General features: G+C 58.2%; 13 protein-coding genes and 1 pseudogene. 3 read left to right on the plus strand and 11 right to left on the minus strand.

The genetic code is table 11. The annotated features are described in order from the left end of the window. Positions 1-7 precede the first annotated feature (7 nt). The 7 genes from ACXHXG_RS21210 to ACXHXG_RS21240 form a co-directional block, all read right to left on the minus strand. Positions 8-505 (minus strand): YciE/YciF ferroxidase family protein, encoded by a 498-nt coding sequence (locus ACXHXG_RS21210; RefSeq protein ID WP_457900600.1) that lies wholly within the window; start codon positions 503-505, stop codon positions 8-10. Between the two features lie 255 nt (positions 506-760). Continuing rightward, positions 761-991 carry a hypothetical protein gene (locus ACXHXG_RS21215; RefSeq protein WP_457900601.1) on the minus strand — a complete coding sequence of 77 codons (231 nt, stop codon included), beginning with the start codon at positions 989-991 and terminating at the stop codon, positions 761-763. Positions 992-1,358: 367 nt separating this feature from the next. Then, positions 1,359-1,562 (minus strand): cold-shock protein, encoded by a 204-nt coding sequence (locus ACXHXG_RS21220; protein ID WP_104826349.1) that lies wholly within the window; start codon positions 1,560-1,562, stop codon positions 1,359-1,361. Between the two features lie 173 nt (positions 1,563-1,735). After that, a complete protein-coding gene (gene malQ, locus ACXHXG_RS21225) occupies positions 1,736-3,616 on the minus strand; it encodes a 4-alpha-glucanotransferase (RefSeq protein WP_457900602.1) in 1,881 nt (626 codons plus the stop codon). Between the two features lie 316 nt (positions 3,617-3,932). After that, positions 3,933-4,094 carry a hypothetical protein gene (locus tag ACXHXG_RS21230; RefSeq protein WP_457900603.1) on the minus strand — a complete coding sequence of 54 codons (162 nt, stop codon included), beginning with the start codon at positions 4,092-4,094 and terminating at the stop codon, positions 3,933-3,935. Between the two features lie 561 nt (positions 4,095-4,655). Beyond that, positions 4,656-4,835: a hypothetical protein gene (locus ACXHXG_RS21235; protein WP_457900604.1), complete on the minus strand. Its 180-nt coding sequence runs from the start codon at positions 4,833-4,835 to the stop codon at positions 4,656-4,658. Between the two features lie 187 nt (positions 4,836-5,022). Further along, a complete protein-coding gene (locus tag ACXHXG_RS21240; RefSeq protein WP_457900605.1) occupies positions 5,023-5,331 on the minus strand; it encodes a hypothetical protein in 309 nt (102 codons plus the stop codon). A 146-nt stretch (positions 5,332-5,477) separates the two neighbouring features. On the opposite strand from ACXHXG_RS21240, the pseudogene ACXHXG_RS21245 reads away from it, so the two are divergent. After that, positions 5,478-7,285 (plus strand): annotated as a pseudogene (locus tag ACXHXG_RS21245) (glycoside hydrolase family 15 protein). Between the two features lie 326 nt (positions 7,286-7,611). Here the strand turns inward: ACXHXG_RS21245 and ACXHXG_RS21250 are convergent. Next, a complete protein-coding gene (locus tag ACXHXG_RS21250) occupies positions 7,612-7,854 on the minus strand; it encodes a hypothetical protein (RefSeq protein WP_104826353.1) in 243 nt (80 codons plus the stop codon). A gap of 173 nt (positions 7,855-8,027) precedes the next feature. After that, positions 8,028-8,219 (minus strand): hypothetical protein, encoded by a 192-nt coding sequence (locus ACXHXG_RS21255; RefSeq protein WP_457900606.1) that lies wholly within the window; start codon positions 8,217-8,219, stop codon positions 8,028-8,030. A 624-nt stretch (positions 8,220-8,843) separates the two neighbouring features. On the opposite strand from ACXHXG_RS21255, the gene ACXHXG_RS21260 reads away from it, so the two are divergent. Together ACXHXG_RS21260 and ligD (ACXHXG_RS21265) are read left to right on the plus strand one after the other, a co-directional pair. Then, positions 8,844-9,389: a DUF1269 domain-containing protein gene (locus ACXHXG_RS21260; protein ID WP_457900607.1), complete on the plus strand. Its 546-nt coding sequence runs from the start codon at positions 8,844-8,846 to the stop codon at positions 9,387-9,389. 362 nt (positions 9,390-9,751) lie between these two features. Beyond that, positions 9,752-12,397, plus strand: a complete 2,646-nt coding sequence (ligD, locus tag ACXHXG_RS21265) for a DNA ligase D (RefSeq protein ID WP_457900608.1) — start codon at positions 9,752-9,754, stop codon at positions 12,395-12,397. A 61-nt stretch (positions 12,398-12,458) separates the two neighbouring features. Here the strand turns inward: ligD (ACXHXG_RS21265) and ligD (ACXHXG_RS21270) are convergent, their stop codons facing one another. After that, a complete protein-coding gene (ligD, locus tag ACXHXG_RS21270; RefSeq protein WP_283060878.1) occupies positions 12,459-13,523 on the minus strand; it encodes a non-homologous end-joining DNA ligase in 1,065 nt (354 codons plus the stop codon). A 3-nt stretch (positions 13,524-13,526) separates the two neighbouring features. Further along, positions 13,527-14,345 (minus strand): non-homologous end joining protein Ku, encoded by an 819-nt coding sequence (gene ku, locus ACXHXG_RS21275; protein WP_457900609.1) that lies wholly within the window; start codon positions 14,343-14,345, stop codon positions 13,527-13,529.

Genomic DNA, 14,345 nt, shown 5'->3' on the forward strand with positions numbered 1-14,345 from the left:
GTTGGTCTCAGGCGGCCTTGCCCTGGGGATTGGCCGCGGACTGCGCAAGTTGCGTCAGCTTCTTGTCCGTGGCCTCTTCTTCAGCCAGGCTCGCTTGGAGGAGCGGCACGGCGTCCTTGAGGCCAAGCTGCTTGGCCCATGCGATCAATGTGCCGTAGCGCGCGATCTCATAATGTTCGACTGCCTGTGCCGAAGAGATGAGCCCAGCGTCGAGAGCCTTCGTGCCCTTATACTCTTCCATGATCTCTTCACCTTCGGCGATGATGCCCTGGATCGCTTCGCAGGTTTTGCCGCGGGCTGGCTTGCCCAAAAGTTCGAACACTTGATCAAGGCGTTCGATCTGGGCCTGCGTCTCGTCACGATGCTTCATGAATCCTGCCTTGCCCTCCTCGAGCTGGGCGGCCCGGGCCATTTTCGGCAAAGCCTTCAGGATTTGTTTTTCGGCAAAATAGATGTCCTTGACGGTATCAAGGAATAAGTCGTTCAGCGTCTTCTCTGTAGCCATTAGATCCTCCTGGCGCCTGATTGCGTCGTCACCGAACATGGAAAGCACCTGAATGTTCCGGGAGGTGTCTCGGGTCAGAGCGTTGCAAGCCGTTGGCAGAGGGCGCTCGCATGTGACGGAGCGCTGCGCCGGCTAATGTAGCGAGGTGGCGGTCGTTGGGAAACGCCTCCCACCCCTTTGTGCCGGGAAGACAACAATCGTAAGCCAGAGGCTCTGCCGTCGTGGTGCGCTCCATGCGAGCGCGATTTCGCGAATTCAAATGAGTGGATTTTTGTACTGCTCGATGTGCATTTGGATCGTAATCGCCTCATAAAGCGCCTCAGGCGTTTTCTCACCGGCGACTACGTGGTTGACCGCAGCGGCCATTGCAGACTTCCCACAATCGCTGTCGAGGTCCACGTGGTTCTTTTCGCACCAGAGTTTGACGATGGTCGTAACTATCTCGATTTCATCGTCTTCGAGAGTGAGTAAGTTGGAGAGCAGCATCAATGTGCGTTCCATAGACAAACGGTCTGGATATCCCAGTCGCCGTGCCGATTGTCACGTTACGCCGTTTTGATCCCTCTGACAAATCAACCGAGGGGGGTTCCGATAAGGGGCGAAATGACGCTGCAACAATCTTAGATGACCGCCTCAGGTCCCGTTGGACGTTGTGAAAGATGATAGGGCAGTGGGTATTGGTGATCTACCTTGTCAATCTCGCGAGGTGATGGCGGAGAACCCCGTGGGAGATGAAGCGTGCTGTTAACAAAACGGGCGAACTGCCTCATTGTCCCACCAGCAGATCGACCCCCGCAAAACCCGAAAGCAGCCACGACCCGAGACATCTCGGGTCTGGTTTCGTCTGTCGTCGTCAAAGCGGTCTGACGTTTTCCGCCTTTGACTTGCCGGTCTTCCGATCCTGACCGAGATCGTAGGATACGGATTGGCCCTCTCTGAGCACATCGCCATATTGCAGGGCGGAGACATGCACGAAAACGTCCGTTCCTCCGGATTCCGGCGTAATGAAACCAAAGCCCTTGTCGGCGTTAAAAAACTTAACTTTACCACTCGGCATGAAAATCCCCGTGTCGTTGCAATTTGTTCGCGGCGGCAACCTAGCGGTCAGCCGTCGCCAGATCAAGCTGATCCATCGCATGGCGCTCTTTCGCGTCTCTTTCGAGATCTGGTGGATGTAATCCTGATCTGACTAAAGAGCCTCTAGTCCATTCAAGGCGGCCACAAGGCCCATTACGCAAGGGAGCTAGCCTTAGGTCTTTGTTGGATTTGTGCTGCGGCTGTCGTGGCGAAGAGAGCGCTATCGGAAAGTTGCTCTACATGAACCTGAAGTTTTACCCGCCAGTTGGGATACTCAGAAGACGTGCCCGGCACATTTGTCGAACGATATTCTCCCACCATGTCGGCCAGCCGCAAGGCGACCAGAACGCTGCTCGACTTGGACAACAACGCCGCTAGCGCAACGACGACAGCCTCGGGCATAGTTGGTCCGCAACTTTGGGCAGCAACTTCTGCGTCAATGAGATCGGCCTCCACTAGTCGCTGAAGCACGGTCAGCTTCCAGCTGTGTCTTTCAGCGCGGGAGCGGTCCGCTGCTTCGGCGTCACACCAGTTCTGACGTTCGGCAAAGGAGATGTCGTCGTTGCGCCACCAGCCGATCAGCGGCGGCAGATCGTGGGTAGACAGGCAGGCAAGAGAAGGGTGCGGTATGGCGGTGGTGGGGGATTCTTCTGCGGTCAAGTCCTCGAAATAAAGCACCTTATAGCCTAGAACGCCTGCCTTTTGCATGGCCGGCCGAAAGCCAGCCGGCACGTTGCCAAGGTCTTCGCCAATGATTATCGTCCTGCGCTTTTGCGATACCTCAGCAAGATGGGCTGTCATCTCTGTGAAAGGATAGCGCAGATAACCTCCCGCTGCCGGTGTCTCGCCTGCCGGGATCAAGAACAACTGCCATAGTCCAAGCGCATGGTCGAGCCTTATCGCTCCAGCGAAACGTGCCGTGCGGTCCAGAAGCTCCTTATAATCGGGACCAGCCGGATCCTGCAAAGCTACAGGAGACACCGGCACCAACCCCCAGTCCTGTCCTTGGGCATTGAAGGCGTCCGGAGGAGCGCCGATACGCATCTGCGGCAGCACGAGGTGCGGCGCCGACCAGGTCGACGAGCCATCGGGAACCTCTCCGATCGCAAAATCGAGATAAAGGCCGATGCGCAAACCGACTGCCCGAGCGTGAACTTTGGCCTCGTTCAGTTGCACCGAGGTCAGCCATTGGAGCCACGCGTGAAAGTCAACATCCTCGCCTTGCGCGTCACCGAACGCGTGGACTGCGGGACTACGGCGGTTACGGAACTCGTCGGGCCACGTGTACCAGCCGCTTCCGTAGCCTTGCGCACACATTTCACACGACAAAGTCTCGAAAAGGCAGTGGGCATAGAGATGCTCTCCGCCCTCGTCTTTGAAATCTTCGAATGCTCGTTTGCTGAGGAGAGCATCGCCGGATCCGGCTTTTTTCCAACGGCTCCACAGCACCTTCAACGCGGCAATCTTGAGCTCTGCCACCCCCTTGTAGTCGACAAGACTACGAGTTCTCGCCTCCACCAGCTTCCCATGAGCGACGAGGTCATCCTCAAAACCTGGTATCTTGTCGACGGCCAGGTAAATCGGGTTCAGGAATAAGCGGTTGGAGGGAGAATAGGGGCTGCATCGTGTTGGTTCCGCCAGAAACAACGCGTGAAGCGGGTTGAGACCGACGAAGTCGGCGCCAGCTTGGGCGGCGATGGTGCAGAGATGCTTGAGATCTTCAAGGTCTCCAATTCCCCAATTTCGAGCGGATTTGAGTTCGTAGAGTTGCGCCGAAATTCCCCAGGCCCTTTCAGTCTGAAGCGAGAAAGGCAGGAAGCAACTGACACCCTTGGAAACCGTCAGCCGGGGCTGCGGCCGTTGTTCCACAAAAGAGGGGTCAAGACGAACGGGAACACCAAGAGCCTTCAGCATCTGCAGCCTGGTCGAAAATGGGACTTTCTGAACAACGCCTTGAAGATCCTCATAACGCTCTTGAATACCGAACGTCGCCGCCAGCGCCATAAGAGAAAGGGAGGTATCTTCTTCGGTCATTGAAATCGCAATCGTCGAATTAAGCCTCGAACCCGCTCGCCACTCTGAAGTTCCCGCTCCTCGACTTCGACGTCCATGCACAGTTCGAACGAAGCCCTCGGGATAAGAGCGCCAGCCAGTGCGAGGTGTCTTGTCTCACTCGATTCCGCTACGGAATCCAGCCTCCTGGATCCTTTATTATTTGGTAGTAATCTCACGTGCAGCAGTTTCTGAGTGGTCCCGGATACCTTGTAGGCGCCCGACGATCATCATGCTCTAACGCCAAACCTTTACGGCGCAGAAAGAGCCCGCCGGCGGGCTCTTTCTTTTTCTTTGCTCACTTGGAGTTCTTGTGGCTCTGCTCGCCAGCTTTGACATGCTGCTCGTGTGAACCACCCTGCTTGCCGGGCGACCTCGAGCTTCCCTTGCCCAAAGCGCCTTTGCTGCCTTCAGACTTGGAGCCGCTTTTGCTGCCATGCGTTCCGCTGGTAGATGGCATGTTAACACTCCTTCGTTGGTCGAGATCATAATTGATCCCTATCGACGCGAACCGCGATCGCGAGCAAGTGTTCCGACGATTGCACCAAAAATTCTGAAACGGAATGAGCAGCGACAGCGCAGTCCTATAGCCACCGGCGGCCGATCACGGATCTGAAGCGCCTCTCAGCCAACCGTGTCTACCGGCGGAGTGACCGTGTCGCAGGTTCATAAATTAGCACGAGCCAGCATTTGCAGTCGCTGTTTTTAAACACTATGGGCTCGGCATGAGGACACGGTTACGGTCGTATCAGGGCCTATTGGTGCCTGTGTATTCTGGTGGGGATTCGCGGAGGAGCGCATTTAGCATAAAGCTGGCAACATCCCGATCCAGCCCTTCGAGGATGATCCCACGGAACTCAGCGGGCCGGCTGGTGGCCGTGTCAAAAACGGTCCACGCGTTCCCTCGCTCGGGCCTCAGGATGTAGTGAGCGGCAATTGGAAAGCTCATTTTCGTCTCCTTCAGGGTTCGTGTTGACGATCTCAGTTCCTTTTGACTGCAGGCTTTTGCACGCGGGAAACCTCAATCTTCCAATCCCGGTTTCTTTTTGCTCTCCTCTAAATTCAGCAGATCGGCCGTATCTTGGGCCAGCTCTTTGCCAATACCGATGAGCGGCACGCCAAGTATCTCGGCCACGTCCTGAGTGACAGCATCGACCACCGACCAACCGCCGTTAACGTCCTCCTTCGCCGAATATCTCATGTGGCCATCATCGCTCATCTCATCAGAGGCTTGAAAAGCTTAACGTTCCAACCTTCAAATTGTTTTGATAGAAGTCCATGCGCGGAATTAACGGAAAGCACGCAGTCCGGCTGTTTATGGCAGACCAAGTTCTCCAGACGCAGCAGGCCCAGACAGCTCGCGATTTAGCCGAAGTCATTCTAGCAACCTAGAGATCACCCACCACTTTAGCCTTGCTGGCCAGCGGCGACACCACCGTGAAGCAACGACTGCGTCTTGAAGGGCTGAGATCAAAAGAGGAAGCATCCGAGCCACGGGAACAAAAGGACGGGCTTGAATATTTCGATACCGAGACGGTTTCCGAACTCAAGAGGCTTTCGGAACTCCGAAGCGAACTCGTCAGGATCAAGACCGATGCCGGTATCTTACGCCCGGTGGTTTCGATGCCGGCGTAGTTCATTTCTGTTCCCGTGAGGGCTGAAGGAACCATCAGTCGCGATTGCGAAAATGCTGCCATGCAGTGGCTTGTGAGCTGGCATGAGATCTCGCCAGACGGTGGGAACGTCCTGCAAAGCCGTGGAGGCTTCTGACTTGGATCGCCGAACGACCGAAGCGCTAAAGAACGACTGCAGGCCGATTGCCGACTATGGCTTGATCGGCAACATGATCTCGGCTGCGCTCGTCGGTCGCGATGGCTCCATCGACTGGCTTTGCCTGCCTCGTTTCGATTCACCGGCATGTTTTGCTTCGCTTCTGGGTACGCCGGAAAATGGCCGCTGGCGCATCGCGCCCGCCTTGACGCCAAGGCGCAGCCGCCGGCGATATCTCCCCGGCACGGCGGTCATCGAAACCACGTTTGAGACCGAAGACGGTGTGTTTGAGCTTATCGACTTTATGCCTCTCGCCGAGGATGAGGAGAGAAGCGATATAGTGCGCATCGTGCGCGGCAAGCGCGGGCGCGTAGGCGTCGAGATGGAACTTGTCCTGCGCTTCAATTATGGGGTCGTGGTGCCTTGGGTGCGCCGGCGCGACTATGGCCTGAGTGCCGTGGCTGGTCCCGACGCGGTCGAGCTTCACACCCAGGCACCGCTGGAAGGGCAGAACATGAAGACCCTCTCCCGCTTTGAGGTCACCGAGGGTGAGAGCGTTCCATTCACCTTATCCTATCATCGGTCGCACCGGCGGCCGCACTTCGTGCCGGACCGCGAGGAGGCACTGAAACACACGATAAGCCGGTGGCAGGAATGGTCGAAACGCTGTTCGTTCGACCCATCGCGAGAGGACTGGCGGGAAGCGGTTGTGCGATCGCTCATCACACTCAAGCTGCTCACTTTCCGCCCTACCGGCGGGATCATCGCCGCCCCAACCACGTCCCTTCCGGAAACCCCCGGCGGAGAGCGAAACTGGGATTATCGCTACTGCTGGCTCCGCGATTCGGCGCTGACCCTTTACGCCCTTCTTAACGCCGGGTATCGAGAGGAGGCGGAGGAATGGCGGCGCTGGCTTCTGCGCGCCATCGCCGGGCGGCCAGACCAGCTTCGGATCATGTATGGTCTCGCCGGCGAGCGCTGGCTGCCGGAGCATGAAATTCCGTGGCTGGCTGGATATAGGGACAGTCGGCCAGTCCGGATTGGCAACGGCGCCGCCCGGCAGTTGCAGCTAGATGTCTTCGGCGAAGTGCTCGACACGCTTCACACCGCGCGGGAGGCGGATCTCGCCTCGGCTCCGGACGCCTGGCAACTGCAAAAGGTTTTGCTCGAGCATCTTGCCCAGATCTGGCGCGAGCCGGACCAAGGCATCTGGGAAATGCGGGGACCGGCGCGACACTTCACGCATTCGAAACTCATGTGCTGGGTGTCCTTCGATCGCGCTATCAAGGCAGTCGAGCGGTTTGGGCTGGACGGGCCCGTCGATCGATGGCGGGCGGAGCGCGATGCAATCCACGCAGAAATCTGTGCCGAAGGCTTCGACCCGCGGCTGCGCAGTTTCGTCCAGTCCTATGGTTCGAAAGCTCTCGACGCGAGCCTCCTGCTGTTTTCCCAGGTCGGCTTCTTCCCTGACGACCATCCGCACATTCTCGGTACAGTCAAAGCGGTTGAGCGCGACCTCCTGCGGGATGGGTTCCTACTCAGGTATCGTCCCGAGCACACTGTCGACCCATACAAGCAACCCGAAGGCACATTCCTTGCCTGCTCGTTCTGGCTTGCCGACGCGTATGTCATGTCGAAGCGTATGGACAAAGCCGAGGCGCTGTTCGAGCGGCTGCTCTCGGTGCGCGCAATGACCTTGGCCTCCTCGCGGAGGAATATCAGCCCTCGTCCCGAGAGTTGCTCGGCAACTTCCCGCAGGCCTTCTCACACGTCGGCCTCGTTAATACGGCCTTCAATCTCATACGTGCCGCAGGGCCGGCGCGCCAAAGAGCCGCGCGCACGGGACCCAATATCGCTTCTCAGCGCCCAACGGCGATGTGAAGCTTTCCCTGCTAGCGATGGGGGCCAGGTGACGCGAGCTTTAGATGAAACCGGGTCAATTCAAGATAGCAGGGAAAGAAGCAAACGGATCGTCTGGCCCGGACACTACTATCATTTTCTGGATATGAAGGTGGAAACGGCGCGTCTGGCGATGCGAGCTTTCCAGCATCGACACGGCGCTTCTGATTGCCGGCGTTCTTCGGAGCGTTTGAAAACGAAGCGGAGATGCGGACATTGTCATCGCCATTGAGGCGGAGACTGCATCGCCGGCGATTAAGTGATCCAGACGGCTTGTGAAAGGCCCGGGCGCGAGACATTGCTGAGAATTAGCGGCAGACCCGCTCCTCCGTGACAACCCTGTGGCCATGGTGCCATTCCTTTACAACCTTGGTAAAACAATGGCGATTGTGACGGCCATAGTACCCATCGTCGCGGTCGTCGTAGTGATGGCGATGATGATAATAGGGACCGCCGTCGGTCATAACCTCAACCGAAGCAGCGTGGGATGGAAGGGCTGTGGCTGCAAGCGAGGCGGCGGCGATTGCAGAGGCGATAAAGAACTTGTTCACGGGTTTTCTCCGTTTAGCAGCATTTTGATTTTCTATAACGTCGCTTGGGGACGTTGGTTCGAACTTAATTCCGAAGGGATGAACAAGACCTGACGGTAGCGTTAATGTGAGCTTCAGCCGGTCGCCTACCGCCACATTCGATTCGCACGATGAGAGTGAGCCGTCTTATCGGCTTAGGTTTTTGTCGAAGATAATCCGGTGGTGTCCGCCCGAATGACCGCGATCCTCTTGACGATGGCTCCGGTATTCCGGCCGGCCTGATCGGTGATATTCGTGATGACCATGATAGCGATGTCGATAGTAGCGGTTCCGATCATAGCGATATCGGTAACGATCGCCGCCGCCAATAAAGATGGCGCCGCCATTGTAATAGCCAGGGCTATATCCGCTCGTGCGGTAAGGGCCTTCTTCGACGCAGCTTGACAAGGTGAGCCCGGTAAGGCCAATGGCAGCTACCAGCATTGATTTCATGTTCATGAACGTTTCCTCCTACGCTGGTAACTAGGGCCGGAGTGTGTTTGTGGCAACGCGTCGGCGGGCTAAGCGGGCGGCGCTTCGGCCGGCGGAGCAAAAGCACCGCAGGTTAGGGCAAGGGCGGGCTCCAGAGAAACCGGATGGCCCGGCAGAAGCGAAAATTGCGCGTGGCATCATGCAATGCGGTCAAACGAAAACTTGAGATCCATGACATGAGCGGAACCTGAATCGGAATATTGTTGCATTCGAGCCACGAGCCGGCACTACACGAACCTCAGCAATTTCCATGAGTCGGTAAAGACGGACATTCTGTCGCCTCGTGGCAGGCCGTACTCTTTGCGGTCGAACTGCGGGTGGTGTTCTGGCCGGTCAGCGAGGCCACTTTCTAAATTATTGGCCAAAGACGGCAAGCGGGAGCCTCTTTCATCGCATCCTCACACGGCCGTGGTAAAATTCTCGGATTAAGGCTTCCGCCGAATTTCAGTATCTGCAACAGCAAACCGAAGGAAAAAACGATGTCTGAACTCGTAGTGCTCGGCTTTGACAACACCAACCAGGCGGACGTTGTCCTCAATCGCCTCATTCAGCTTCAGAAGGAATATCTGGTTGATCTCGAAGACTCCGTGGTTGCGATCCGCGACGCTTCGGGCAAGGTTCGTCTCAAGCAGAGTGTCAATCTGGCAGCAGCCGGCGCGGCGAGTGGCGGGTTGTCAGGTGCCATCTGGGGATCGCTTGTCGGCCTTTTGTTCCTCAATCCTCTTGCGGGCATGGTTCTCGGCGGTGCGTTCGGGGCAGGTTCCGGGGCATTGGCAGGCTCGATGACGGACTATGGCATCGACGACGACCTCATCAAGCGGCTGGCCGACACCATCCCGGTAAACAGCTCAGCCCTCTTTCTGCTGATCCGGAAGGTTCAGCCGGAAAAGGTGCTGCAGGAGTTCCAGGGCGAACATGCGCGTATCTTGAGAACGTCGCTCTCGCCGGAGCAGGAGGAGCGTCTGCGCAACGCGCTTGCATCCGAATCGTCCGCCGCGGCGCCGCCGCCGAGCGATGGGATTTGATGGGGGTGGTATCCACCGCGCGGGTAATCACACCCGTGGAACCGGTTCGTGCATAGGAAATGCCCTCCCGCAGGCCCTATCGGCTTCATCGGTTCCGGCGATTGTAGATCGTGGTGTAGTATGGAAGATGCGTGAGACAACTCGACTGTCATCGACACCCGTGCGTCCCCCCGATCGCGGTGCAAATGATGCTTGAGGGCTTTTCGTTGAGGCTGTCCGGGTTCGAAGGAAAGGGCGCTTCCTGATAGGCTTGAGCGCCCTTTCTCGTTTGTCGGAACGATTGCCGGCTGAGGATCTTGCCGCAACTGGAACAACAATGGCTTGATGGGCATTCTGTTGGCGACCTATGTCCGAGAACCGCCATGGCCAGCGACAAGTTATCGACTTACAAATCAAAGCGAGATTTTCAGAAAACCGCTGAGCCGAGCGGCAAGAGGCCGATCAAAAAGGCCAACCGCCGGCGCTTCGTCATTCAGAAGCATGACGCCACGCGTCTGCATTACGATCTACGGCTCGAACTTGACGGCGTATTCAAGAGCTGGGCCGTCACCAAAGGACCGTCGCTCGATCCGCATGACAAGCGCCTGGCAGTCGAGGTCGAGGACCACCCGCTCGACTACGGCGACTTCGAAGGCACTATCCCGAAGGGCCAATATGGCGGTGGTACGGTGATGTTGTGGGATCGCGGCTATTGGGAACCGGAGGGCAGGAAAAGCCCCGAACAGGCGCTGGCAAAGGGCGATTTCAAGTTCACGCTGGAAGGCAAACGCCTGCAGGGCAGTTTCGTGCTCGTGCGGATGCGCAATGATCGCGACCGCGGCAAGCGCACCAACTGGCTGTTGATCAAGCACCACGACGAATTTTCGGTCGAGGAAAATGGCGCCGCGATCCTGGAGGAGAATGCCACATCGGTGGCGTCGCGACGCTCGATGAAGATGATCGCTGAAGGCAAGGGCCGCAAACCCAGCCCGTTCATGGTCGAAGGTGGAACGATCGAGGCCGATGCCGTCTGGGACAGCAATCATGGTCTTGCCGCCGAGGAGCGCAAATCCGAAGCGCGACGCGTCAAAAGGACGAAGACCGTCATCCCCGTCGATCTGCCGGACTTCATTGCGCCGCAGCTATGCGAAACCCTGCAGCGTCCGCCTGCCGGCTCGGATTGGATCCACGAGATCAAGTTCGATGGCTACCGCATCCAGATGCGCGTGCTCGATGGCGAGGTGACGCTGAAGACCAGGAAAGGTCTCGACTGGACCGGCAAATACCCCGAGATTGCCGAGACAGCGTCGACGCTGCCGGACTGCATCGTCGATGGCGAGATCTGCGCGCTCGACGATCACGGCGCGCCGGATTTCGCTGCCCTGCAGGCGGCGCTTTCAGAGCGGAAGACCGCAAGTCTCGTCTACTTTGCCTTTGATCTGCTTTATGACGGCGGCGAGAATCTGCGCTCGCGGCCTCTCGTTGAGCGGAAGGAGCGGCTGCAGCAGCTTCTCATCGAGGCCGGCGAAGATCCGCGGATCCGCTTCGTCGAACACTACGAGACCGGCGGCGATGCTGTCTTGCGGTCCGCCTGCAAACTCTCGCTCGAAGGCATCATCTCCAAAAAGGCGAATGCACCCTACCAGTCTGGCCGCACGGAAACCTGGGCGAAGGCGAAATGCCGTGCCGGCCACGAAGTTGTGATCGGCGCCTATGCTAAGACCAACGGCAAATTCCGGTCCTTATTAGCCGGTGTTTATCGTGGCGACCGCTTCGTCTATGTCGGTCGCGTCGGAACTGGTTACGGCGCAAAGAAAGTTGAAACGTTGCTGCCGAAGCTGAAGGCGCTGGAGACGGGAAAATCTCCCTTCACAGGCATCGGCGCGCCGAAGAAGGAACACGAGGTCGTCTGGCTGAAGCCGGAACTCGTCGCCGAAATTGAGTTCGCGGGCTGGACGGCTGACGGTCTGGTTCGTCAGGCAGCCTTCAAAGGGCTGCGGGAAGACAAACCGGCCAAGGAAGTCGAGGTCGAACGGCCGGCGCCGCCTGCGGAGACAGCCGTTCCAGAACCGGGTTTCCGTGCAAAGGCAAGCCCGGCGCGACGGAAAGGGGCGAAGGCCGACGTCATGGGCGTGCTGATCTCCAATCCGGACAAGCCGCTATGGCCGGACGCCAACGATGATGAACCCATCACCAAGGGGGACCTCGCGCGATATTATGAGGCGGTGGGATCGTGGATGATCGAGCATATCAAGGGAAGACCTTGCTCCATCATCCGTGCGCCGGATGGAATTGCCGGTGAGCAATTCTTCCAGCGTCATGCGATGCCCGGGCAATCGAACCTTCTCGATCTTGTCAAGGTATTCGGCGACAAGAAGCCCTATCTGCAAATCGATCGCATCGAGGGGCTTGCCGCCGTTGCGCAAGTCGCCGCCGTCGAGCTGCATCCCTGGAACTGCGAACCCAATCTGCCGGAAGTGCCAGGCCGCCTTGTCTTCGATCTCGATCCGGGTCCGGACGTCCCGTTCTCAACCGTCGTTGCCGCTGCCCGCGAAATGCGCGACCGGCTGGACGAATTGGGGCTGATCAGCTTCTGCAAAACGACCGGCGGCAAGGGCCTGCATGTCGTCACGCCGCTCGCGGTCAACAAACGCAAGCCGCTTTCCTGGAGGGAGGCAAAGGCGTTTGCCCATGACGTCTGCCAGCAGATGGCGCGGGACAATTCCGATCTCTATCTCATCAAGATGACGAAGAGCCTTCGCAACGGCCGTATCTTCCTGGACTATCTTCGCAACGATCGCATGTCGACGGCCGTAGCACCCTTGTCGCCGCGCGCCCGGCCGGGTGCGACGGTATCGATGCCGTTGACCTGGGCGCAGGTGAAGGCTGATCTTGATCCCAAGCGCTTTACCTTGCGCACCGTTCCGAAATTGGTCCCGAAATTATCGGCTTGGAAAGATTATTGCGAGGGGAAACGCCCGCTGGAGCAGGCGATCAAGAGGCTTGGCCGGACCACGCATGCGGCGTGACCCATGGTGCGTCTCATTGGCGTGTCCAAGGCTCTGCTGGCTTCGCCGCGACTGCAGAAGATCATTTTGCCGTAGACGGCGCATCCGTCATATCGAAGACGGCGGCATTGTCCTGTACCTCACGCAGGCCTTTATAGGAGGGATGACGTAAGCTTCCCTCACGCGTCCAGCCACGAAACTCGATCTCGGCGATCAGGGTTGGTTGCGCGAAAACCAGGCGCTTGCCTTTCAACGGCACGACCGGGGTCTTCGTCTTGAGCCTATCCAACGTTCTGCGCAGATCTTCGGCTTCCTTCCGATTGAAGCCCGTTCCGACGGATCCGACGTAGATCCAGCCGTGACCTTTCCGCCCGGCGAGCAGAAGGCTTCCGAGGCCTCCACGCGTGGTGGCGGACTCCTCGTAACCGACGATCATGAAACTTTCGCTCTGGACGCACTTGATCTTCAGCCAATCGCCGAGGCGGCCACTGCGGTAGGGCCGATCGCGGTGCTTGGCAATGATGCCTTCCAAACCAAGGTGACATGCGTAGTCGAGTAGTTCCTCGCCATCAAGCTGTAGTTCCTCCGAAAGCCGGAGGGCGCCATCGGCGTTCTCCGGGATCAGACCTTCCAGAAGGTGACGGCGCAGGGAGAGCTCGGTGCGTGTCAGGTCATGGCCGTCCAGATAAAGCAGGTCGAAGGCGTAGAGGATGGATTCGGTCGAGATGCGTTTGCCGCCGCGCCCTCCGAGCGAGCGCTGCAGCGCCCCGAAATCCGACCGGCCCTGTTCGTCAAGCACGACGGCCTCCCCGTCGAGAATAGCCGTTGTGATCCCGAGGCCTCTCGCCGCGGCTGCGATCGTCGGAAACCGATGGGTCCAATCATGGCCGCCACGCGTGAGGATCCGAATACTCTTTGGTTCGATGTGGATTGCCAAGCGGTAACCATCCAACTTCACCTCGTAAAGCCAATCCGGCCCTTGCGGCACAGTTGGCTTTAGCAGCGCCAGGCAGGGCTCGACGCGCGAAGGCATCGGATCGAAGGGCAGGCTTGGCTGATCGGGGTCGCGCCGCCGGATTGGTCGCGACTGAATCGTCGAATTCGCATCACGTAAAAGAGGAGCGGAGGGCAGACGCGGTCGGATCATCGCTCAGTGCCTGCCGGAGCGGTTCTCAGCGTCTACGGATTTGCGCAGAGCATCCATGATATTGATGACATTGCTCGGCTCCGGTTCAGCCTCTTCCTTGCCCTTGGGCTTCGACTTGACCGGCTTCTTCATCTGCTTCTTCTTGGCCGCGATAATGTCGAGCAGCTTATCCTGGACCGGGTCGGAGGCCATTTTCGGGGTCCAGGGTCGGGTCTGCTTCTTGATCAGTTGCAGTACGAGCGGCATCATCTGACTATCGGCCGGTTCATCGTCCACCCGCTCGAAATAGTTTTCCGCATCCCGCACTTCGTCGCCATAACGCAGCGTCCAGAGCACGATACCCTTGCCGCGCGGTTCCAGCATGACGGCGCGTTCGCGCCGCGAAATCACCAGCCGGGAAATGCCGACCATGTTCTCGGCCGCCATCGCGTCGCGAATGACCGAAAACGCCTCAAGGCCGACCGGATCGTCGGGAGAAAGATAATACGGCGTATCGAGCCAGATCCATTCGACACTGTCTTTCGGTGCAAAGACCTCGATGTCGATCGTCTTGGTGCTTTCGAGCGCGACGTTCTCCAACTCCTCGTCTTCGAGGATGACATAGTCATTTTCCCCGCGTTGATAGCCTTTGACTTCGTCCTGCTCCTTGACCTCCTTGCCGGTGACGGAATCGACATAGTGGCTGACGACACGGTTCTGCGTCTGCCTGTTTAGCGTGTGAAAGCGGACCTTCTCGTTTTCGGAGGTGGCCGGCATCATCTGCACCGGACAGGTGACGAGCGAGAGTTTCAGATAACCTTTCCAATAAGGGCGGATCGCCAT

It is taken from the genome of Rhizobium sp. LEGMi-198b, assembly GCF_054114205.1.

What these genes read in the sequence shown, in the direction of transcription:
- ACXHXG_RS21235 (WP_457900604.1), bottom strand. Translation starts at nt 4,835, where the DNA reads ATGAGATATTCGGCGAAGGAGGACGTTAACGGCGGTTGGTCGGTGGTC.
- ligD (WP_457900608.1), top strand. Translation starts at nt 9,752, where the DNA reads ATGGCCAGCGACAAGTTATCGACTTACAAATCAAAGCGAGATTTTCAG.
- ACXHXG_RS21210 (WP_457900600.1), bottom strand. Translation starts at nt 505, where the DNA reads ATGGCTACAGAGAAGACGCTGAACGACTTATTCCTTGATACCGTCAAG.
- ACXHXG_RS21255 (WP_457900606.1), bottom strand. Translation starts at nt 8,219, where the DNA reads ATGGCGGCGCCATCTTTATTGGCGGCGGCGATCGTTACCGATATCGCT.
- ku (WP_457900609.1), bottom strand. Translation starts at nt 14,345, where the DNA reads ATGGCGATCCGCCCTTATTGGAAAGGTTATCTGAAACTCTCGCTCGTC.
- ACXHXG_RS21260 (WP_457900607.1), top strand. Translation starts at nt 8,844, where the DNA reads ATGTCTGAACTCGTAGTGCTCGGCTTTGACAACACCAACCAGGCGGAC.
- ACXHXG_RS21240 (WP_457900605.1), bottom strand. Translation starts at nt 5,331, where the DNA reads ATGGCAGCATTTTCGCAATCGCGACTGATGGTTCCTTCAGCCCTCACG.
- ACXHXG_RS21220 (WP_104826349.1), bottom strand. Translation starts at nt 1,562, where the DNA reads ATGCCGAGTGGTAAAGTTAAGTTTTTTAACGCCGACAAGGGCTTTGGT.
- ACXHXG_RS21215 (WP_457900601.1), bottom strand. Translation starts at nt 991, where the DNA reads ATGCTGCTCTCCAACTTACTCACTCTCGAAGACGATGAAATCGAGATA.
- ligD (WP_283060878.1), bottom strand. Translation starts at nt 13,523, where the DNA reads ATGATCCGACCGCGTCTGCCCTCCGCTCCTCTTTTACGTGATGCGAAT.
- malQ (WP_457900602.1), bottom strand. Translation starts at nt 3,616, where the DNA reads ATGACCGAAGAAGATACCTCCCTTTCTCTTATGGCGCTGGCGGCGACG.
- ACXHXG_RS21230 (WP_457900603.1), bottom strand. Translation starts at nt 4,094, where the DNA reads ATGCCATCTACCAGCGGAACGCATGGCAGCAAAAGCGGCTCCAAGTCT.